This is a genomic window from Bacillus sp. 17RED48, from assembly GCF_019837545.1.
GTDB lineage: Bacteria > Bacillota > Bacilli > Bacillales > Bacillaceae_G > Bacillus_A > Bacillus_A wiedmannii.
Genome location: NZ_JADAXG010000006.1, coordinates 55485 through 78888, shown reverse-complemented (window position 1 = coordinate 78888; position 23404 = coordinate 55485). Strand labels below are relative to the sequence as shown.

The window sequence follows — 23404 nt, the reverse complement described above, 5'->3', positions numbered from 1 at the left end:
ACTAATATAGAGTAATTGTATATAAAAATATATAATTATATTAGGACTAAAAATGAAAACGCTTTATACACAGGGGGGAAGAACGATGCTTGGGGTTTTTAAAAAACATACAAATAAAACAAACGCCAGTATACTTGAATTAAGTAAGGATCAAAAAATCACTTTTAACGTGCCTACTAATTCTGAACTGAAAATTCAAATGGATATGCTACATATTTCAAAAGAAGATTTACAAATCGTAAAGGTACTACAGCCCTTTATTTATGAAGAAATTGATTGGATTACGGAAAAATTCTATGCCAATATTACAAAGCAGCCTAATTTAACTACTATTATTGAACGTTATAGCTCTATTCCAAAACTAAAGCAAACTTTAAAAACACATATAAAAGAATTATTCAGCGGCGATATGCATGAAGATTTTATTGAACAACGTGTTAGAATTGCCAAAAGACATGTACAAATTGGTTTACATAGAAAATGGTATACTGCCGCTTATCAAGAATTATTCCGCTCTATCATGAAGATTTTGCAAACAAAAATTACAACAATTGACGATTTTTCTTATTCTATAAACGTAATAAACAAATTATTTACTCTTGAACAAGAACTCGTTATTGCGGCTTATGAATCTGAATATGAAAGAATACAAAAAGAACATGAAAAAGAAAAAGAAATAACAGCTATGACCATTACGCATATTGCAACAGAACTAGCATCTGTATCTGAAAAAACGAGCGCTTCTATTCAACAGTTAACCGCTAAATCTGAAACGATTGTAGAAATTGCCAAAACAGGTACATCATTAGCTACAAAATCAGAAGAAAAAGCGAATAAAGGGAAAGAACAATTAAATCAGCAAAATAAACGAATGGAATATATTCAAACAAACATGGAAACGATTATTACAGATACTCATGAACTTCTCGATATTTCTAACAAAATTAACGAGATTATAGATATTGTAAAATCAATTGCAGAGCAAACAAATTTGCTCGCACTAAATGCGGCTATTGAATCTGCACGTGCTGGGGAATTTGGCAAAGGCTTTTCTGTTGTAGCTGGAGAAATTCGCAAGTTATCAGAGCAAACGAAAGAATCTATATTTAACGTTACAAAGCTCGTTGAAAAAACAAATGAACAAATTATTCGTGTCTCTTCTTCCGTGAAACAAATTAGCTCCCTCGTATCTGAAGGAACGGATGGTATGTCTGAGACAGATCAATACTTCCAAGAAATTGTAAAAGACATGTCTAACTCGAAAGAACAGAATAAAAAAATTGAAAATGAGTTAGAAACCATTTCACAAGTAGTGAAAGGAATTCAAGACGATTCCTCAAAAATGGCTCTAACAGCTGATAGTTTACAACTAGAACTGAACCGCTAAGGTGAAGCTTATGTCAGTAGAGGTTCTTCATCTCCGCTGACTCATAGTCCTCATCTTCCACCCATAAAAAAAGAATCCAAACTGGATTCTTTTTATTTTCTGAAGAATATTTTTTGACAATACACATAACTCATATAAACACCAAAGCTTTGCAAAATAAACAAAGCTGGCACTATAAGATTGTAATATGCCATATCTACTTGGAAGAGCCTTAACAATACGTATCCGCCAATTAACAAAACGAACAACATATATCCTTCGTTTTGTTGTTTCTTAATAAGAAAGTGTAATAAAGCTATCGACATAAATAATGTTACCGCTATGTATATAAGTTTTTCACATTTAAATAGAATAGAATGTATTCCCTCACCTGAGAATTGATTAATTACTGGCTTTAAAAGTTTAAATCTTTCTTCTTCAATCTCTTTTAGCTTTTGATCAATATGCTCTGTTACGTTTTGATTCTTTGTTACTTTTTCCTCATTTTTACCTTTTCCAATTAAAACAGATTGAACATACGTCTCATTTGAAATTGTATATTGTGACATTCCCATTGTCTGAATTCCATAACTCACACCAAAATGAGCACTATAAAATAGAATAAGTATCCCTATCATCTTTAATAATACTTTTTGCTTCATTGCTGATTGAAAGAGTTCAATTAACAACACATATACAGCAATAAAAATAGGAAGAAATAATCCCATTGGGAAAATCATATTACTGCATGCAAATAAAATTGCTGAAAGTACCCACATATAAGGATGATCTAAACCTTTATATAAAAGTATGTAGCAAGCCAAATAAAATAAAAATATTGCGAGCGATTCTGATGTTAATAAGGAACTCATAAATATATTCGGAATATATAAAGCGTAAAATACAGACGCAATACGGCCGCATTCTTCTCCGAAAACCATTGCTGCAATACGATAAATGAAAAATGCAGTCCCTGTGCAAAATAAAATATTGAATAACTGCAATACCAATACTGTATCACCAAATACACGAATAATAATTGATTCATAAATAATAAAAGGTAACTGCGCTATGTTCTCTACGTTATTACCAATTGCAATCTGCTTTGCAGACTCAAACATAGCTTTCATATCACCAATTATCGGAACGTCTACAAATAGAACCATACTAAGTCTCACAATTATAGATGTACTTATAAGAAAAACAAGAAATTGTTTATCTGTAAAACGATACTGTAAAATCGATGCCACTAACAGCATGAGAATAACAAAAATAACTAATACGATTGGTACACTTGTCGTACTGTCGCCAAAAAATTGTTTACTGGTTTCAAACGCTGACCAACAACTATAAACAAAAAATGCGAGCATCGCACCAATCATTATTTTACTAAAAAAAGACGAAAAATTTGTTTGTATATGATTCATATGTCCATTGCACCTCTATTTCCATTCATAACAAAACGATTCTATCATGAATAGGTACACAGCTGATAGGGAATTTCTATGACAAATACAGGGTCCTAATTTTTTCACTTGCAATGTAAGCGAATCCTCTTTTACACTACACTTTATATAGTAATAAATTTTCTTTCAGTTACATGAATACAAATACAGAAGTTTTACTAACCCTCTTCTGGAATTCTTTACTTCATTAAATATCTATCGATTTTTAATTTTTTGTACTCCACTTACAATACATGTCATTCTGATTGAAAACAGAAAATAGGGGCTGACCATATGGAAAAGAAATTCATGCGAGAATCCAAAGCAATTAAAACAACACGTGTTTTTCCGAATGATTTAAATAATCATCAAACACTTTTCGGAGGAAAATTATTAGCGGAAATTGATAGTATCGCTTCAATTGCAGCTGCAAGACATAGCCGTAAACATTGCGTAACGGCATCTATCGATTCTGTTGATTTTTTAACTCCAATTCACCAAGCAGATTCCGTTTGTTACGAAGCATTCGTATGTTATACAGGAAAATCTTCAATGGAAGTGTTCGTAAAAGTAATTGCAGAGAATTTATTAGCAGGCGAACGTAGAATAGCTGCAACATGTTTCATTACATTCGTTGCATTAAAAGATGGAAAACCTTCATCTGTTCCACAAGTACTACCTGAAACGGAAGAAGAACATTGGCTACACACAACTGGTTCTGAGCGTGCAGAAAGTAGAAAAAAGGGGCGTATAAAAAGCAAGGAAATGGCTGAAGTTCTAACTTTAAGTAAACCTTGGAGTATATAGACCTTCACCATTAAAACATCTTTTGAGCGAATAGCTATCACATATTCGCTCATTTTTTATAAACAATTTCACACCTTCATACAACCATTACCCCTTTTCATACATATTATGTAATATTTTTATACATATCCGTTCACTATTAACTTCTTCTAATTAATAAAATCTCATTTATCCTGCTATTTACGGGCTGTAAAACTCCCGCGTCAAAATTCGTCTGGAGCAAAGACGTTAGGCGGGAGCCTTGTTTCCCGTAAACGCCCGATTGATGAGGACTGATAATCAATCGGGAATGTACATCCCCCACTGATAAAAGTTTCACTTTATAATACGGTTCGATCCCATCAACAGTTGCTTTACAAAGTTTATGTAGGGTACACTTATACGGGTGGTTAACAAAACAATTTAAGGATTTGTAAACAGTGTAGAAAACACCTTACACTTCCATTATATTGAGAGAATTAACTCTAGTAAAAACACTTACTATGACATAGCAAGTGTTTTAATGAAACTGGATTATTTTAATGGAAAGGTGAAATTATGCAGAAATCAATTGCTTCAAATATTTTTTATAAAATACTACTCAACACGTTTAATATTATACTGCCAATTTTAGTTGGTCCTTACGCATATCGAACATTAGGAGCAAATTCAATTGGAACCGTTAACGTTGCTGAAACTTTTTTCAATTACTTCTTCGTGTTCGCCGTATTTGGTGTATATCAATATGGTTTACGTGAAATTAGCTTAATTAAAAATGATAAAAAGAAAGTTTCTAAGTTATTTACAAGTCTCTATGTAATTAATTTCACAACTAGTATTTTGGCTTTATCAGCCTTTGTGCTCTTTAGTTATATTGGGTATGGACATGAAAGTCTATTTCCTGTTCTTCTTATTTTCGGTTTCAATTTTATTTCTAACATGTTTTATGTGGAATGGTTCAATGAAGCATATGAAAATTATGACTTCATCACTAAAAAAACAGTTATCGTTCGATTAATCTATGTTGTGCTTCTTTTCTCTTTCATTCATGGGGCCGACGATTACAAAACATTTGCTGGTTTATTAGTATTATCAACATTTTTAAACCACTCTATTAGCTTTGTATATGTGAAACGCCAAGTTAAATTTGATTTTTCGGACTTAACTATTATTCCTCATTTAAAACCGTTACTATTAGTCGTGATTTTTTCAAATGCTAATATTTTATATACTCAATTAGATCGTCTTGTTTTAGGGGTATATGTTGGAAAGATAGAAGTTGCATATTACGTAATGGCTTTTCAAATTATGATGATTATTAATACACTTATGTTAAGTGTTGTACAAGTAACCGTTCCAAGACTGTCTTATTTATCAGGGAACGCATCTGAAATGGAATACGAATCATTATTAAACAAAATTTCAAAAGTATATTTCATTACCCTATTCCCTGCTGCAATTGGTTTAATGCTCATTGCTCATGGAGCTGTTGTTATTTACGGTGGACAAGAATTCGCTGGGGCTGGTAATACACTAATTGTTTTTGCTTTTTATATGATTACAGTCGGTATTGAGTCCATTTTATCGAATCAAATTATCTATGTGAAAAAGAAAGAAAGCATTTTAGTGCGATTTTTATTTATTTGCGGATTTATCAACTTAACATCCAATATTGCACTAATATACTTACATGTGCTTACACCAACAACCGCAATTTTCACAACAACAATTGCGAATTGTTTCTTAATCACATTTGAATATATTTATGTGAAAAAGAAACTAAAAGTGAATTATACGTTATTCGATATACACAAACTTAAATATCTATTTTATTCACTAACATTTGTACCAATAGCATTCGTTATTGATATGCTCGTATCTGGGCAAATACTACAAGTTATCCTAGTAATAATGACATGTGGATTAACATATGCCCTTATCCTCTTTATAACAAAGGATGAAATTCTATTTTCACTACTTGAAAAGATACTGGCACGATTCAAAAAAGCTTAAACGCAATCTCTAAAAGGAGCTGTTAAACTTGAAATTTTCTTTAATCATGGCTACTTGTGGCAGACGTGATGATATTCTTGACTTACTAAAATCACTTGAACAACAAACTTACAAAAACTTCGAACTTATCGTAGTAGATCAAAATGATACACCAATCTCTGATTTATTTGATGAATATAAAGAAAAATTTTCTATTCATTACATTTATACACCTATTAAAGGACTATCGAGAGCGCGAAATGCAGGATTAAAAGTAGCGGATGGCGATGTCATCGCTTTTCCAGATGATGATTGTATTTATGAAACAAATGTTTTAGAGAGTATATTAGAAACTTTCAACTCTAATAAAGATGTTCATTTCATCTCAACAAACACTACAAATGTTGAAGGAACAGGTTCTTTAATACACGCACCGAATACAGACATTATTTTAAATAATAAGTATGGATTCATGGGACCTTCTTTCACACTATTCTTCACAAAGCAATTTGTACAAGATGTAGGTACATTTGATGAAGATTTAGGTGTTGGTTCTGGCACGATTTATGGAGCTGGTGAAGAAACTGACTTTGTACTACGTGGTATGAAACAAAATTATACTGGTTTATTTAGAAAAGATCTGTTCGTATACCATCCTGTAAAAGAGGAAATTATTAATGAACAATCATTAAAACGTGCCATTTCTTATGCTGGTGGTTTTGGTAGGGTTATTCGCCTACACTATGGATTCCCTTATTTCTTACGTGCTGTCGCTGCGGCAACATTCCGTATGACACAAAATATTTCTAATGATAAGCGCAAATTCCACGCAAATCGCTTACGCGGAATTGTTCGTGGATATTTAAAATAAAAAACAAGGTGTAACCACTTTTATTAAATGGTTACACCTTGTTTTTTTATTTCTCTTGCATCTCTTATTTCTTGCAAAGTAACCCATCATTCTTTTATAATCGCATCCCTCACTGGTCAATTATATTATATATTTTTGAAATGATAGCATTATATCCAAGAATTTAGTATCATGATTCAAGACACTATTTAGAAATGAACGGAGGACATTATGAGCTTATTAACTGTTGAAAAATTAGGTCATACATTTGGTGATCGAACATTATTTAAAGATGTATCCATGCGCTTACTCGCAGGAGAGCACGTTGGATTAGTTGGAGCAAACGGTGTTGGGAAATCAACATTTATGAATATAATTACTGGTCAGCTTATCCATGATGAAGGTCGTGTTGAATGGACACCTGGCACAAATTACGGTTACTTAGACCAACATACAATTTTAACACCCGGTCGCACAATTCGTGATGTATTAGCAGATGCATTTTTACCTTTATTTGAAAAAGAAAAAGCATTAAATGAAGTTGCAGAAAAAATGGGAACTGCTACACCAGAAGAATTAGAAGAACTTCTTGAACAAATGGCAGAAATTCAAGATGCTCTTGAAGCCGGCGGTTTCTATTTATTAGATATTAAAATTGAAGAAGCAGCACGTGGACTTGGAATTGACGCAATCGGTCTAGATCGTGATGTTGCTGCATTAAGTGGTGGACAACGTACAAAAGTATTACTTGCAAAGTTACTACTTGAGCAACCAGAAGTATTACTATTAGATGAGCCGACCAACTATTTAGACGTTGAACATATTCATTGGTTAACAACTTATTTAAAAGAATATCCACACGCATTCCTATTAATTTCCCATGATACGGAGTTTATGAATAAATGTGTTGATATTATTTTCCATCTCGAATTTACAAAAATGACGCGTTATACAGCGACATATGAAAAATTCTTAGAACTAGCGGAGATGAATAAGAACCAACATATAAACGCTTATGAAAAGCAACGAGAGTTTATTAAAAAGCAGGAAGATTTTATTGCGAAAAATAAAGCTCGTTACTCAACGACTGGCCGTGCAAAGAGTCGTCAAAAACAACTTGATCGTATGGAACGTATCGATCGTCCTGAAACAGCTATTAAACCTGAATTCTCGTTTAAAGAAAGTCGTGCGAGTAGTCGATTCGTCTTCGAAGGAGAAAATGTAGAGATTGGATATACACATCCGTTATTACCAAAATTAACGATGACAATTGAACGTGGTGAAAAAATTGCAATTGTTGGATGTAATGGTGTCGGTAAGTCAACACTGTTAAAAACGATTTTAGGTAAGATTAAACCATTAAGCGGAAAAACAAGTCTTGGTGACTTCTTAAACCCATCATACTTCGAGCAAGAAGTAAAAGCTGATAATATAACACCGATTGATGATGTTTGGAATACATTCCCTAGCTTAGACCAGCATCAAGTACGTGCAATGTTAGCGAAATGCGGTTTAAAAAACGAACACATCTCTCGTCCACTGAATCAATTAAGCGGTGGCGAACAAGCAAAAGTTCGTTTATGTAAACTAATGGGTGAAGAAAGTAACTGGCTACTCTTTGATGAGCCAACAAACCACCTTGATGTTACAGCAAAAGAAGAGTTGAAAAAAGCGATGAAAGCATACAAAGGAACAATTCTTCTTGTATGCCACGAACCAGACTTTTATGAAGAGTGGATAACAAAAACTTGGGATGTAGAGAAATGGGCCCAAGAAAATTCTTAATCCCCTAAAAAAAATCCCTTTACACTACTATTTAGCGTGTAAAGGGATTTCGATTTAAAATAACCATACAGTTTGATAAGGAGTTTTTAGTAATGCAACGTACATTCCCCCTAAAGCTTAATATATTTTTTGTAAAGTGCTTATTAGTACTATGTCTAATTATTTCTGCTGCTATAACGTGGCAATCAATAGTCGTAATTCAAGAAAAAACTGACACACATTCCTTTATTATCATCCCGATTATTATTCTAATAGGCCTTCTATTTTTGCTTATTGGCTATATTTCTAATAAGTATATGTCTACATTTACATTTACCGTTTCACTTATTGTTTTAGCTTTTTCTGTTCGATTAATTTGGGTTCTCTACGTTCCAACTCCTATCGAATCAGATTTTTCAGTGATGTACAATAGTGCTATTCAAGCTACTAAAGGCGATTTTAGTTTTGCACAAGATGACTATTATACTTCATGGGTTTATCAACTTGGATTTACAATGTACCAAGCCCTCATTATTAATTTATTCGGTGAAGGGCCTTTCCTTCTAAAACTTTTAAATATAATGTATTGCACAGGAACAACCTTGCTAATTTACAAAATAACTTCATATGTTTTTAATGAATGGTCTGGAAGAATGGCTGGATTACTATATGCATTATATATTCCAAGCATTGTAATGAGCTCATTACTAACGAATCAACATATTGCCACATTCCTATTTTATCTTGGGTTTTATTTATTAATTACAAAAGGCCTAACCCATAAATATATGTGGATTTTTATAGGGATCTCCCTAGCTTTAGGAGATATTATGCGTCCACTTGGCGCTTTAGTTTTGATTGCAGTAGCTCTTTATGTCTTTTTACAAGGTATATTAGGAAAATCAAAACAGGATATTTTAACTTCTATAAAAAAATTATCTGGGATTTTCATCATTTTTTACCTTGTTCATTACATTATAAGTTCTTCATTTATATCTGCCGGAATTACCCAATATCCGCTATCTAACAGGGATCCTCTCTGGAAATTCACCGTAGGACTTAATCACGAAACAAGAGGTGGATATTCTTCAGCAGATGTAGAATATGTTATGTCCTTTAAGCTTGGAAAAGAACGAGAAGCCGTTGAGAAGAAATTGATTCAAGAGCGACTAGCTGATCCACAAAAGGTTTTATCTTTATTTAGTGATAAATTCACGATTATGTGGGCAGATTATGATTCCGCCCCAGTATGGAGTCTGGCAACACTAAGTAACACAGAGAATGATATGGTTACCTTACAAGACGACCTTAAGACATACGATAAATATATATATATTACAACTATGTTATTTGGTACGTTAGCAACTTTTTATCTCATACTAACCAAGCAAAACAACACACATTACACACTATTTTTATTATTAATAATTGGATATATAACGATTCACTTCTTAATCGAATATCAAACAAGATACCGATACTTTATCATCCCTAGCTTTACAATCATTCAAAGTTCTGGACTATATGTAGTTTATCGTCTCATGTCTAAAAGAAAGACTACAAAAATATAAGATAAGGCCAAATAAAAAAGGCATGAGCTCGATGCAATACCGAGCTCATGCCTTTTTATTTATATTCTTTTTTATTGTAAATATGATTAATGCCAAAAGCAGCTAAAAAGATCATAGGTATTGTAGCCGAATAATGATATCTCGGTGCTACTTCTACTATCATTTGTGCCATTGTTAGCCCAATCGTGTATAAACAAATAATGAGAAGTGAAGATTTATTTTTATTTTTTATAGCTACTAACGCCCCGAACAGTGAAGTAGCTAGTAAAAAGTAATAGAAAACATTAGAAATTATAGTATATCGTACTTTATGATCCATAATTGGATCTGCATATTTAACAGCTTGATCATCGTTCCCTAAAAAGATAATAAATTTATCATACATTAGTTTCCCGAAATCTATATCATCGTTTTTTATTCTCTTTTTCGCTTCTTCAAGCATTTGCTTTTGAACGTCCTGAGCACTCCATCCTGGTTGACCACTATAATGATATAGTAATGCTGAATCCCCTGGATTCCATGTTCCTGAAGCTCCCTTATTAAATCCTACATGAATATTGTATCCCGGCACTGTTGCTATCTCTTCACCTAAACGTAATGTTACATAATGATTTACCGCCGAAGACATCATTAAGTATCCAATAATGATAACCCCTACATATGCCACCTTGTTAATAAGTAGCTTTTTATTCCCAATATGCTTTGTATCTATAATAAACATCCATATTGCTAGGGCTATAATTGGCACTGCTGCAATTGGCCTTGCCATATTTATTAATACAAGTAATGCAGCTACTAGAATTGAATACATAAGAACCTTTGCAATCGTTATATTTGCAATTTTATCATAAACAATTATCATAATTGCCCAGGCTAATAACAGTATTGTACAATACAACGGTTCTGAAAGTGCAAACATGTTATACATCGTTTGTGATGGCAAGAGAATCCATAAAACACTTGCTGTTATCGCTGTTCTCACTCCACCAATTCTTCTAGCTATAAAATATATTAATCCCATCGATATTGTAGTTAAAACAACATTAATAATTGGTGGAATCATAAAGTTTGCCCCAAATATTTTTAGGAAGATACTTAAGAATGAAGCATACCCAAAAATATGTGGAAATAATGCAACATATCTATCATGAATAACAAAGTTGTCACCTAATGCTTTTGCCGTATTAAAAAACGCTTCATAATCACCAATCGGATCAATCTTGTATGTAAGAATCCACGCTGTTTTCACTGCTACACAAATAATTAGCAGTACAAAAAAACATATTTTTTCATTTACTCTTTCAAGGTATAGCGATCCACTGCTAAGTATAAAGTTTCCAATTGTACATAATAATAAAACTCCAACTAATATCATTACATAATTATATTTTTGAGTATCTGAAAAATAATCAAAAATTAATATTGCAACGAAAAAGCTATAAATGCCGTATATGGCACGTGTAGAAAAGGTTGAAAACAATCCAGAAAAACGTTCCAAAAAAACTCACTCCTTAACATATTTATATGGGAAAACATTATATTTCCTAAAAAAATCACACTACCAGCTACTATACATTAATATTATCATGATTTCTATGTTTGCTTTTATATTTCCTAGTATACCAATTTAAAATAATCATTTTATTATGAACAGATTTATTTTATATCCTAAAATGATATCTACCCAAAACATATAACATCTTAGCATAAACTATGATATAATTGATAGTTGTTATGTACGAATAACCTTTTTACATTCCTGTTTTATTTATACATTTTATAAAGTTGAGGATACTATTATGGAGAAACTCTTAAAGTTTGGTTTAGTAGGGATCTTTAATACACTCATTACAATTATTAGCTTTTGGATATTATTAAAATTCGGGATGAACTACCTGATTGCGAATACCATTGCCTATTTAATTGGTGTTGCCAATAGCTATTATTGGAATAAAAATTGGGTGTTTAAACCTAATAATAAAAGCACGTCAATGTTCTTTAAATTTCTAACTGTAAATTTAATTGTATTGGCTTTTAATACATTATGTTTATTTATATTGGTAGATAAACTTACTTTTAATGCATTAATTGCACAGATCTTCGCAATTGGTGTCGGAATGGTTATAAACTTTGTCCTTAATAAAATTTGGACATTCAACCAAACTGAAAAGGCTACTAATTAAACTTGAACAACTTATTAAAAATACGGAGGATACAACATGCAAAAATTAATTTCGGTTGTAGTTCCTATGTACTTCGAGGAAGAAGTAGCACAGGAATGTTATAACCGTTTAAAGTCCGTTATGCTTCAAAATGATATTAATTACGAGTTTGTCTTTGTAAACGACGGTAGCACAGACCGTACAATGGAAATCTTATCTGAGATTGCAGCAAATGATTACCGTACAAAAATCGTTAATTTCGCACGTAACTTTGGACACCAAATAGCTGTTACAGCTGGTATTGCTGCTGCAAAAGGTGACGCTATTGTAATTATCGATGCAGACTTACAAGATCCACCTGAAGTTATTCCTGAACTTATTGCAAAATGGGAAGAAGGATATGAAGTTGTTTATGCGAAACGTAAACAACGTAAAGGTGAGACTTGGTTTAAACTTTTAACAGCTAAATATTTCTATAAATTCTTAAACTACATGTCTGATATCGATATCCCAAAAGATACTGGTGATTTCCGAATCATCGATCGCAAAGTAGCTGATGTTTTCAATCAAATGACTGAACGAAATCGCTTCATCCGCGGTATGATGTCTTGGGTTGGCTTCCGTCAAACGTATGTTGAATATGAACGCGATGAGCGCTTTGCTGGTGAAACAAAATATCCATTAAAGAAAATGATTAAATTTGCATCAGATGGCATTATTGCATTTTCAACAAAACCATTACGTATCGTTATGACTTTAGGTTTATTATCAGTTCTTATTTCAATAATCGTCTTACTATATACAATTACTGTAAAAATTATTGGTACTGGTACGCAAACAGGTTGGGCATCTATTATGGTTGCTATTACATTCTTTAGCGGTATTCAGTTACTTGGTCTTGGAATCGTTGGCCAATATATTGCTCGTATTTATGACGAGAGTAAAAACCGTCCGATTTATATCGTAAAAGAAACAATCAATATTGAGCAAGAAGAGACTACACAAACAAAAGAAAAAGTGAATGCATAATAAAAAGGTAACAATGAAAACTCTCATTGTTACCTTTTTATATTGTAATACCCCATAAGCCTCAAACGAAATTCTTTTAAATTTGGATATATCTCTAAATTAGATAACATCCCTTGAATGACCGGGATTCTTGGATTTTGCAACCTCATTTCTGCCTCCAAAACATCTAATGTCACAAGCAATTCCTCATCTTCTAATTGATCAGCTAATGTACGTTTAAAAATGATAATTTCTTTTAAAAGGTGTTCCTTAACCTGCTCCTTAATAAGCTCTGATTTGCAAAGAAATTCTCCAAGCTTTTCTTCATGTAACACAGGTTCTTCCGAAGATCCTACCAATCCATCTACTAAATCATCTACTCTTTTCAAAATAAAAGCAGAAACATAAGATAATTCAATTTCTGACGCTTGTAAAATAATTAACTCTAAATATCCACGGCATATGCCTTCTACCATAATGACTAAATCTAATAAATAAGGCATAACCTTCTCACCATAAATAGACAGTAAACTATTCCGATAAAATGCGTGAGACTCTAACTTCATCCGCATCATAAACTCTTCTACTTCTTTATTAAAAGGTATAGCATTTTCCCTCGCATGCATAATAATAAATTCTTTATGCTTTTTTATATCGTTAAACTGGCAATGCAATTGTTTTGCAAATTTTTCACGCGGTAATAATGATTCTTTTTCAATATCCATCATTTTATTTTGAATCTTGTCATAGTAATATCGAAGTGTTGCTAATAAAAGCTCCTCTTTCGATTTAAAGTATAAATAGAAAGCTCCCTTAGATATGCCACAAGCTGTAACAATTTCCTGTACTGATGTCGCATTTACACCCTTAGTCGCAAATAACTTCATAGCCATCTCTATAATTAAACGCTCTTTTTCTTTCATATCATGTCTCTCCTAAATTTAATCTCGCATCTTATTATGAATTTATTATACCATCCCTTTTCATTGACGACTGACCAATCAGTCAGTTATATTATGTATTAGACTGACCAGTTGGTCAATACAATACAAAAGGGAGCGCAAACATGAACAAATTCATTAATTTCTCGTTAAAAAATAAGTTCGCAGTTTGGCTACTAACCATTATTGTTACCATTGCAGGTATTTATTCTGGGCTGAACATGAAGCTGGAAACAATTCCTGATATTACAACACCGATTGTAACGGTAACCACGGTTTATCCTGGTGCTACACCAGAAGAAGTAGCTGACAAAGTTTCAAAACCGATGGAAGAGCAACTGCAAAATTTAAGTGGTGTAAACGTTGTTAGTTCATCATCTTTTCAAAACGCATCTTCTATTCAGGTAGAATATGATTTTGATAAAAATATGGAAAAGGCTGAAACAGAAATTAAAGAAGCTCTCGCAAATGTGAAATTTCCAGAAGGTGTAAAAGACCCGAAAGTTTCACGTGTAAACTTCAATGCCTTTCCTGTTATTTCATTAAGCGTAGCAAGTAAAAATGAATCTTTAGCTACCTTAACTGAAAATGTAGAAAAAAATGTTGTTCCAGGATTAAAAGGACTTGATGGTGTTGCATCTGTTCAAATTTCAGGTCAACAAGTAGATGAAGTACAACTTGTCTTCAAGAAAGATAAGATGAAAGAATTAGGTTTAAGTGAAGATACTGTAAAAAATGTAATTAAAGGATCGGACGTATCTTTACCACTTGGCTTATATACATTTAAAGACACAGAAAAATCAGTTGTTGTAGATGGAAATATTACAACAATTAAAGCATTAAAAGAGTTAAAAATCCCGGCTATACCTTCATCACCGAGCGGTCAAGGTAGTCAAAATGCTGGATCCGGTACACAAACACCGCAAATGAATCCAGCGGCTATGAACGGGATTCCAACAGTTACATTAGACGAAATTGCTGACATTAAAGAAGTCGGAAAAGCAGAATCTATTTCTCGAACAAATGGAAAAGAAGCAATTGGAATTCAAATTGTAAAAGCTGCTGACGCGAATACTGTTGATGTTGTAAATGCAGTGAAAGATAAAGTAAAAGACCTTGAGAAAAAATATAAAGACTTAGAGATTATTTCAACATTCGACCAAGGTGCACCAATTGAGAAATCAGTAGAAACAATGCTGAGCAAAGCCATTTTTGGCGCTATCTTTGCGATTGTTATTATTATGCTGTTCCTACGAAATATCCGAACAACATTAATCTCTGTCGTTTCCATACCACTTTCTTTATTAATTGCTGTATTAGTCATAAAGCAAATGGATATTACGCTTAACATTATGACACTTGGAGCAATGACAGTCGCTATTGGACGCGTTGTTGATGACTCCATTGTTGTTATTGAAAATATTTACCGACGAATGTCGTTATCAGAAGAGAAACTGCGCGGAAAAGATTTAATTCGTGAAGCTACGAAGGAAATGTTTATCCCAATTATGTCTTCTACCATTGTAACAATTGCTGTATTCTTACCGCTTGGACTAGTAAAAGGTATGATTGGTGAAATGTTCTTACCATTTGCCTTAACTATCGTCTTCGCTTTATTAGCATCGTTACTAGTAGCTGTTACAATCGTGCCGATGTTAGCTCACTCTTTATTTAAAAAAGAGAGCATGAGGGAAAAAGAAGTACATCATGAAGAAAAACCAAGTAAATTAGCAAACCGGTATAAACGCATACTTGCATGGGCTTTAAATCATAAAATCATTACATCAAGTATCGCTCTCCTTCTATTAGTTGGTAGTCTTGCACTTGTTCCAATTATCGGCGTAAGTTTCTTACCATCTGAAGAAGAAAAAATGATCATTACAACGTACAACCCTGAACCAGGTCAAACGTTAGAAGACGTTGAAAAAATTGCAACGAAAGCTGAGAAGCACTTCCAAGATAATAAAGACGTCAAAACAATTCAATTCTCATTAGGTGGCGAAAACCCAATGAGTCCTGGTCAATCAAATCAAGCAATGTTCTTCGTGCAATATGATAACGACACGAAAAACTTCGAAAAAGAAAAAGAGCAAGTCGTTAAAGATTTACAGAAGATGTCTGGAAAAGGCGAATGGAAAAACCAAGACTTCGGAGCGAGTGGCGGTAGTAATGAAATTAAACTATACGTTTACGGAGATAGCTCGGAAGACATTAAACCTATTGTAAAAGATATTCAAAATATCATGAAGAAAAATAAAGACTTAAAGGATATAGACTCTAGTATTGCAAAAACGTATGCAGAGTATACTTTAGTCGCAGATCAGGAAAAACTAAGTAAAATGGGTCTAACGGCTGCACAAATCGGAATGGGACTTTCTAATCAACATGATCGACCTGTTCTGACAACAATTAAAAAAGACGGTAAAGATATCAATGTATATGTCGAAGCTGAAAAACAAAATTATGAAACAATCGATGACTTAACAAATCGTAAAATTACAACGCCACTTGGTACTGAAGTGGCTGTGAAAGATGTTATGACTGTAAAAGAAGGGGAAACTTCGAATACAGTGAAACACCGCGATGGCCGTGTTTATGCGGAAGTAAGTGCAAAACTAACATCTGATGACGTTTCAAAAGCATCTGCCGCGGTTCAAAAAGAAGTAGATAAAATGGATCTTCCTTCTGGCGTAGATGTTTCTATGGGCGGCGTGACAAAAGATATTGAAGAATCATTCAAGCAACTTGGCTTAGCGATGTTAGCTGCAATTGCCATTGTATACTTCGTTCTTGTCGTTACATTTGGCGGTGCCCTTGCACCATTCGCAATTTTATTCTCGCTACCATTCACAATTATCGGAGCTCTTGTTGCCTTATTAATCTCTGGTGAAACGTTAAGTGTCTCTGCAATGATTGGTGCACTTATGTTAATCGGTATCGTTGTAACAAACGCTATCGTACTTATCGACCGCGTTATTCATAAGGAAAATGAAGGGCTATCAACACGTGAAGCCTTATTGGAAGCCGGTGCAACACGCCTTCGTCCTATTTTAATGACTGCAATTGCAACAATTGGGGCTCTTATCCCGCTTGCATTAGGATTTGAAGGTAGCGGCTTAATTTCTAAAGGACTTGGTGTAACAGTAATTGGTGGATTAACAAGTTCAACGCTATTAACACTTCTTATTGTTCCAATCGTTTATGAAGTATTAAGCAAGTTCAAAAAGAAAAAAGTAAAATAAAAAAATAACCTCGCTAATTGCGAGGTTATTTTTTATTCCCAAATACGACTAAAAAATCACCATATCCTTCTTTCTCTAATTCCTCTTTTCGGATAAATCGAAGGGCTGCGGAATTAATACAGTAACGAAGACCATTTGGTCCTGGGCCATCCGGGAATACATGGCCTAGATGTGAATCTCCCTCTTTACTTCTCACTTCCGTACGCGTCATATTATGACTGACATCCATTTTTTCTTTCACACTTGCTGACATAACTGGCTTCGTAAAGCTAGGCCATCCACACCCGCTATCAAATTTATCTAAAGAAGTAAATAATGGTTCACCTGAGACGATATCTACATAAAGTCCTTCTTCTTTATGATTCCAATATTCATTTTGAAAGGGTGGCTCAGTTCCATTTTCCTGTGTTACATAAAATTGCATCTCATTTAGTTTTTCTTTTAAATGAGCATTATCTTTTTGCCAATGTTGTTTAATAAACGCATCTCGCCCTGACCCTTTACGGTATAACTCATAGCGGAATGTATTTTTCTTATGATATCCTTGGTGATAGTCTTCAGCTGGATAAAACGTAGCTGCTGGTAATATTTTTGTCGCAATTGGTTTTGAAAAGCGTCCACTCTTTGCAAGCTCTTCTTTTGAAGCATTTGCTTTTTTATGTTGTTCTTCATTATGATAAAAAATCACTGTTTCGTAAGACTGTCCGCGGTCGTGGAATTGCCCACCTATATCAGTCGGATCAATTTGTCTCCAATATATATTTAATAACTCCTCATACGGCATTTTATTTGCATCAAATGTAATTTGTACTGCCTCATAATGTCCCGTCGTTTCTGAACATACTTCTTTATATGTTGGACTCTCTTTATGACCACCTGTATAACCAGAAACAACCTTTATAATTCCTTCCATCTCTTCAAATGGCGAAACCATACACCAGAAGCACCCTCCAGCAAATGTAGCTAACTCTACCTTTTCATTTACAGCCATTATTTCACCCCTATTTTATCTTCTGCTTACAGTATGGCATAAAAAACATCATGTTATAAAAGAAAAAGCATCGAACATCGATGCTTTTTCTTTACTTCACCTTATTTTTTCTGGCTTCATGCTCCATTTCATCACTTGTCACATCTAAGACATCTAATAAGAAAATGAAGATTGGAATACCGATAATTAACCCCCATACACCTAAGAAGTGTTCTGAGAAGATTAATACCATAAATGTATAGAAAATCGGTAAGTTTGTTTTTTGCGACATGAACTTCGGATTTAACACGTAACTTTCAAGCGCATGAATTACTGTTACGATAATTAAAATATAAACAACGTACATAATACCGCCAATATTGTAAGCAATCATACAAAGCGGGAATAACGAAATGATAACCCCAGCTACTGGAATTAAACCGAGTAAGAAGATCATTAACGCTAAACCTAATAATTGCGGGAATCCTAATATCCATAGTGCAATAACGGATAAAACACAGTTAACAACTGCAATTAAAAATTGTGCTTCGATTACTTTTCCAAATGAACGTGCAAATTTCTTACCGAAGTACTCAATTTCAGTATAGAAAATTGCAAGTCGGCTTTCTTTAAATTTTGCAGTAAAAGCAACGATCCGAGCTTTCTCCAATAAGAAAAATAAACTCAAAATTAAAGAAAGTAACACTTGAAGGCCAAATTTCCCAACATTCGTAATCGATTTATACAAAATGTCAACGCCTTGTCCTACATATTTCGAAAGTTCCATATGATTGACAGCATTAACTGCATATTTAATTAATTCACTATCTGGTGGGTTTCTTAAAAATACGTTAAATTGATAAATTAATTGTGAAATTTGTATCGTTAATACTGGTAAATATTTAAATAGCGTAATGGCAATTCCACCAATTAACATTACATATAGAAACGCTATAATAATTTTTCGGTTAATGGGCATGAAATGATCTAATTTGCGAGAAATAAACTTTTGGAATCGATCCATTAAATATGTGAGAATAAACGTAATTAAAATTAAATTCAACATACTTTGCAGCCCGTATAACACGAGAGCAAGTATTACTAATACGAGAAACCTCTGAAATCCTTTGCTTTGAAACAGGTTTTTTATTTGCATAATCGACGAGTACTCTCTCCTGTCCTATAAAGTAAAACGTTAATAAGTAGATTTTTCTCTCTTTTCTACTTTTAATTATTCATTCATATGAAGATTTTTATAAGCTTATTATATGTCTCCCTTAGCAGATCCTATAGTAGCTTACTTCTTATTTTACAATACAATGACCTAATTCAAAACGTATTCTACACAGTATTAATGAAGATTTAAGGAAACTTACATTTTGTTAAGATAGGTCTTACCACTACTGTAACATAAAAAGCAAGCTATCAGTAGAAATCTGTCCTACAAATAGCTTGCTTTTCTCATTTTTTAAGTAAGTTTTACTAGCCAATGAATGGCATAAACATCGGTATGACAACTACAGTTACAACTCCCACTACTGTTACAGCAATACTTGCCATAGCTGCCTCTACTTCACCCATTTCAATTCCTACTGCCACTCCTAATGCGTGACCTGCTGTTCCAAGTGCTAAACCTTTTGCAATTGGATGTTTTACTCTAAATGTTTTTAAGAATAATGCTCCTAATGCGTATACAATAACCGCGTTAAAAATAACTGCAAACGATGTAATTGCTGGTATACCACCAATACTTTCAGAGATCGGTAACGCGATTGCTGTTGTTGCTGCTTGTGGTAACATTGAATTCATTACCGCTGTATCTAGACCAATTGCTTTTGCAACAATGAACACGACAATTACTGAGCAAATAGATCCAACCACGATAGCCGATAAAATTTGCCACCAATATTTTTTCAACTTATCCACTTGTTTATATAATGGAATAGCAAAGGCGATTGTTGCTGGTTCTAAGAAGAAGCTAATCATTTTTCCGCCAGTATTATATTCTTCAAAAGTAAATTTACCTACTTTTAGAAAGACAATCCCTAATACCATCGCTACGAATAATGGTGTGAATAAGAAGAATCCTTTTGAATGCTTAAATAATAATGTTCCGATTCCGTATGCGACTAATGAAACGACGATTCCGAAATATGGAGTCATTGTACTTGCCATGTTCATTCCCTCCTAACAATATATACTAAATTAGTTACGCAACTTTTCCGTGCTTGCGTCCTTTATTTACTACTTTCAATTCTTTTGTATCTTTTGTTTCTTTGTCATCTTTTCCTAAAATGAATTGTGCAAATAACCCTGTTACAGCGAGTAAAATAATTGTTGCTACAACGATTACAGTTAGAATTTGTACAAAATATTGTCCCATTACACCGAGAGAATTAATAACTGAAATACCTGATGGAACGAAAAGGAATCCGATAATACCTGTTAAAGCCGTTCCGAGTGATTCAACTTGTTCCAATTTAATAACTTTTAAACATAATAGGCTAAATAAAATAACTAATCCGATCACCGATGAAGGCATCGGAATTGGTAAATGCGTTGCAATAATATTAGAAACTAACATAATAGCTGAAAATATGAATGCTTGTGATAAGAAACTATATACTTTTTTCGTACTCATTTTGGCCACCTCTTTCGATTTGGTACCTTAATTGTATAAGATACAAACAAATTTGTAAGCGTTTACACAATAGAACGTCAAATATACAAAATTAGTTACAAAAATAGGCAGATGAAATACAAAAAGCTACTTCTTAAATACGAAGCAGCTTTTTGAGTTCTTTTGCATATGTACGGCTAACAGGTACTTTCGATCCTTCTTTCATAATTAAATTATATGTAGAATTGAACCATGGTTGTATTTCTGTAATATGATTAATATTTGCAATAAAACTGCGATGGACACGCATAAAACTTGCTTGCGGCAACTTCTTTTCCAAAATTACAAGTGTATCGTGTGTTACATATGTTTCTCTCGTCGTTTTTACTGTCACCTTTCCGTCCACAAGTCCTACATATATAATATCTTCAATATTCACGAGTACAATCGATTCTTCAATTGGTAATGCTAATTTATGCATCTCGGTCGTTACGTCTACACTCTTTACTTCTTGTTTCGTTTCTAATTTTATTTGTTTTTGCTTTTTATATTTCTTTAATGTCTGTACGATACGTTCTTCATCAAATGGCTTTAAAATATAGTCTAACGCATCTACTTCAAATGCTTGCAATGCATATTGATCATAGGCAGTAGCAAAAACAATTGCAGGGGGATTTTTCATCTTCTTTAATATATTTGCGATTTCAAATCCGTTATCATCAGATAATTGAATGTCTAGAAAAACAATATCTGGTTTGTTTTTCATTAGCTCTTCTAATGCCTCCTCTACACAATCCGCCTCACCAATTATCTCAACTTCTTTCGTTCTCTCTAATAAATACTTTAGTTCGTCACGTGCTAACATTTCGTCGTCAACTACTAATACCTTTAACAATCCGCTCTTCCTCCCCTGCTTTTTTGGGAATAACAAAAGTAATCTCTGTCCCCTCATTTAATTCACTTTCAATATGAAGCATCGTTTCTTTCCCAAATAACCCAATTAGACGTTCATTAATATTATATAAAGCCGTTCCAGTCCCTTTCTTTGACGAAACTACCATCTTTCCTAATTGTTCTAAACGTTTTTCCTCAATTCCTTGTCCATTGTCTTTTACTTCAAAGTGAACCATGCCCTCTTTTTCAAAAACATGCACTTCCACTTCGCATACTGGCTGTTTCTTCGGAAAAGCATGGCGCAATGCATTTTCAACTAATAGCTGAAGTACAAATGGTGGAACTAAAGTCGTCTTTAACCCTTCCTCCATGTACATCTTCACTTCATACTTATTTGGGAACCGTGCTTGTTCTAATGATAAATATGCATGTACATGGTTTAATTCTTGTTCTAGCGGAATCAATAACTGACGTGCCCCTTGCAAATTACAACGAAAATACACGCTAAGCTGTAATAATAACTTCCTTGCTTTTTCTACATCTGTTCGGCATAAAGCTGATACTGTATTAATCGCATTAAATAAAAAGTGCGGGTTAATTTGTGCTTGTAATGCCTTTATCTCTGCATCTTGTAATAATTTGCTTTGCAACTCAGCTTCACCTAATTCAAGCTGCGTGGAAAATATTTTTGCTAACCCTTCTGCTAGTTCCTCTTCAACACGACTTAACTGGTTAGGGTTCTTGAAATACAGTTTTAATGTCCCTATCGTATTTTCATGTGAAGTTAATGGAATAACAATAGCTGCTTGCAGAGGACAGCCTTCATGTTGGCAATTAATAACCTCACGTGATTTCGCTTTCATTATTTTCCCTGTATGTAAAACCTCTTTCGATAAACCTGTTATTAAACTGTGTGAAGGAATATGATGATCTGATGCTAATCCAACGTGAGCTAATATTTTCTCTGTATCTGTTAAGGATACCGCATCCGTTCCCGTAAAACGGTGAATAATTTGTGCCACATGTTTACAAGACTCTTCTGTTAATCCTTGGCGAAAATATGGTAATGTCTTATCAGCAATTCGTAATACCTTATGTGTTTGCAAAGCTTTCGCATTTTCTTCCTGGCGCAAAATAGCTTGTATCATAGAAAGTAAAATAAAACTCCCGAAACTATTCACAAGAATCATTGGTATCGCAATTGTTTTCACGATACTAATCCCATCCTCTACAATTAATAAAATCATAATCATCTCTAAAGAAACGATAAACACACTTAAAACTGCTGAAAATTTAGGCGTAGTTGCACGATTATATTTTTTGAAAATGTATCCAATATACCCCGTTATAACACCTGCTAAAATTGATGAAATTGCACAACTTAGCGCTGTCGTCCCGCCAAGCATATAACGATGAATACCCGCAATCGATCCTACTCCAATTCCAACGATAGGCCCACCAAGTAACCCACTAATTCCAACACCCATAATACGTGTATTCGCGATTGTACTCGATGAAGAAACACCTTGTAGCCAATTTTCATTCATAATTGTATTCCCTGCAATTTCAATTCCCGTGTAATTGCTGACAATTGTAAACACTGAAAAAATACAAATAAGCTTAAGCTTATCTGCATACCCATCTTGTCTATGAAGAAGGCGCCTGAACGTTTTAATATGAGAAAGTAAAAATCCTAAAATAACAATAAGTCCGACACGTTCAATCATCATAAGTACTAAATTTAGCATCTGTGATTCATTCCTTTTTATATGAGTTAGTTTTATTATGGGAAA

18 protein-coding genes and 1 pseudogene are annotated in these 23404 nt (G+C 33.5%); 10 read left to right on the top strand and 9 right to left on the bottom strand.

Features of this window, described 5'->3' with window-relative positions:
• Positions 1-52: 52 nt before the first annotated feature.
• Both ILT06_RS33155 and ILT06_RS33150 read left to right on the top strand, forming a co-directional pair.
• Positions 53-583 (top strand): annotated as a pseudogene (locus tag ILT06_RS33155) (protoglobin family protein); the annotation flags it as partial.
• Between the two features lie 102 nt (positions 584-685).
• A complete protein-coding gene (locus ILT06_RS33150; protein ID WP_374453385.1) occupies positions 686-1387 on the top strand; it encodes a methyl-accepting chemotaxis protein in 702 nt (233 codons plus the stop codon).
• A 92-nt stretch (positions 1388-1479) separates the two neighbouring features.
• On the opposite strand, the gene ILT06_RS21840 is transcribed toward ILT06_RS33150, so the two are convergent.
• Complete coding sequence (locus ILT06_RS21840; protein WP_098111023.1) at positions 1480-2793, bottom strand: ArnT family glycosyltransferase; 1314 nt, start codon at positions 2791-2793, stop codon at positions 1480-1482.
• 312 nt (positions 2794-3105) lie between these two features.
• On the opposite strand from ILT06_RS21840, the gene ILT06_RS21835 reads away from it, so the two are divergent.
• The 5 genes from ILT06_RS21835 (at position 3106) to ILT06_RS21815 (ending at position 9774) form a co-directional block, all read left to right on the top strand.
• The gene (locus ILT06_RS21835; RefSeq protein WP_064476038.1) at positions 3106-3618 is read left to right on the top strand and encodes an acyl-CoA thioesterase; all 513 of its coding nucleotides are present in this window, start codon (positions 3106-3108) and stop codon (positions 3616-3618) included.
• A gap of 537 nt (positions 3619-4155) precedes the next feature.
• Entirely contained in the window at positions 4156-5610 is a 1455-nt protein-coding gene (locus tag ILT06_RS21830; RefSeq protein ID WP_088047710.1) for an oligosaccharide flippase family protein, read from the top strand.
• 28 nt (positions 5611-5638) lie between these two features.
• The gene (locus ILT06_RS21825; protein ID WP_064476036.1) at positions 5639-6460 is read left to right on the top strand and encodes a glycosyltransferase family 2 protein; all 822 of its coding nucleotides are present in this window, start codon (positions 5639-5641) and stop codon (positions 6458-6460) included.
• A 210-nt stretch (positions 6461-6670) separates the two neighbouring features.
• Positions 6671-8224 (top strand): ABC-F family ATP-binding cassette domain-containing protein, encoded by a 1554-nt coding sequence (locus ILT06_RS21820; protein ID WP_064476035.1) that lies wholly within the window; start codon positions 6671-6673, stop codon positions 8222-8224.
• Between the two features lie 92 nt (positions 8225-8316).
• Positions 8317-9774: an ArnT family glycosyltransferase gene (locus ILT06_RS21815; RefSeq protein WP_064476034.1), complete on the top strand. Its 1458-nt coding sequence runs from the start codon at positions 8317-8319 to the stop codon at positions 9772-9774.
• Between the two features lie 55 nt (positions 9775-9829).
• Here ILT06_RS21815 and ILT06_RS21810 read toward each other — a convergent pair whose 3' ends face one another.
• Complete coding sequence (locus tag ILT06_RS21810; protein WP_064476033.1) at positions 9830-11272, bottom strand: glycosyltransferase family 39 protein; 1443 nt, start codon at positions 11270-11272, stop codon at positions 9830-9832.
• A gap of 301 nt (positions 11273-11573) precedes the next feature.
• On the opposite strand from ILT06_RS21810, the gene ILT06_RS21805 reads away from it, so the two are divergent.
• Both ILT06_RS21805 and ILT06_RS21800 read left to right on the top strand, forming a co-directional pair.
• The gene (locus ILT06_RS21805; RefSeq protein WP_000413281.1) at positions 11574-11957 is read left to right on the top strand and encodes a GtrA family protein; all 384 of its coding nucleotides are present in this window, start codon (positions 11574-11576) and stop codon (positions 11955-11957) included.
• Positions 11958-11993: 36 nt separating this feature from the next.
• On the top strand, positions 11994-12965 hold the full coding sequence (locus tag ILT06_RS21800) for a glycosyltransferase family 2 protein (protein WP_001170707.1): 972 nt from the start codon (positions 11994-11996) through the stop codon (positions 12963-12965).
• Positions 12966-12994: 29 nt separating this feature from the next.
• On the opposite strand, the gene ILT06_RS21795 is transcribed toward ILT06_RS21800, so the two are convergent.
• A complete protein-coding gene (locus tag ILT06_RS21795; protein ID WP_222655552.1) occupies positions 12995-13867 on the bottom strand; it encodes a TetR/AcrR family transcriptional regulator in 873 nt (290 codons plus the stop codon).
• A 143-nt stretch (positions 13868-14010) separates the two neighbouring features.
• Here ILT06_RS21795 and ILT06_RS21790 point away from each other — a divergent pair, with 143 nt between their 5' ends.
• Positions 14011-17127 (top strand): efflux RND transporter permease subunit, encoded by a 3117-nt coding sequence (locus ILT06_RS21790; protein ID WP_222655551.1) that lies wholly within the window; start codon positions 14011-14013, stop codon positions 17125-17127.
• A gap of 25 nt (positions 17128-17152) precedes the next feature.
• Here the strand turns inward: ILT06_RS21790 and msrB are convergent, their stop codons facing one another.
• From msrB to lytS, 6 genes are all read right to left on the bottom strand, one after another.
• Entirely contained in the window at positions 17153-18118 is a 966-nt protein-coding gene (gene msrB, locus ILT06_RS21785; protein ID WP_046958602.1) for a peptide-methionine (R)-S-oxide reductase MsrB, read from the bottom strand.
• Between the two features lie 91 nt (positions 18119-18209).
• Positions 18210-19253, bottom strand: a complete 1044-nt coding sequence (locus tag ILT06_RS21780) for an AI-2E family transporter (protein WP_001165997.1) — start codon at positions 19251-19253, stop codon at positions 18210-18212.
• A gap of 326 nt (positions 19254-19579) precedes the next feature.
• Complete coding sequence (gene lrgB, locus ILT06_RS21775; protein WP_064476029.1) at positions 19580-20272, bottom strand: antiholin-like protein LrgB; 693 nt, start codon at positions 20270-20272, stop codon at positions 19580-19582.
• A 34-nt stretch (positions 20273-20306) separates the two neighbouring features.
• Positions 20307-20738, bottom strand: coding sequence for an antiholin-like murein hydrolase modulator LrgA (lrgA, locus tag ILT06_RS21770; RefSeq protein ID WP_016085373.1), 432 nt, complete (start codon positions 20736-20738; stop codon positions 20307-20309).
• Between the two features lie 133 nt (positions 20739-20871).
• Positions 20872-21612, bottom strand: a complete 741-nt coding sequence (locus tag ILT06_RS21765) for a LytR/AlgR family response regulator transcription factor (protein ID WP_064476028.1) — start codon at positions 21610-21612, stop codon at positions 20872-20874.
• Positions 21590-23359, bottom strand: a complete 1770-nt coding sequence (gene lytS, locus ILT06_RS21760; RefSeq protein ID WP_064476027.1) for a two-component system sensor histidine kinase LytS — start codon at positions 23357-23359, stop codon at positions 21590-21592. Before lytS ends, ILT06_RS21765 begins: the two co-directional genes overlap by 23 nt.
• Between the last annotated feature and the right edge of the window lie 45 nt (positions 23360-23404).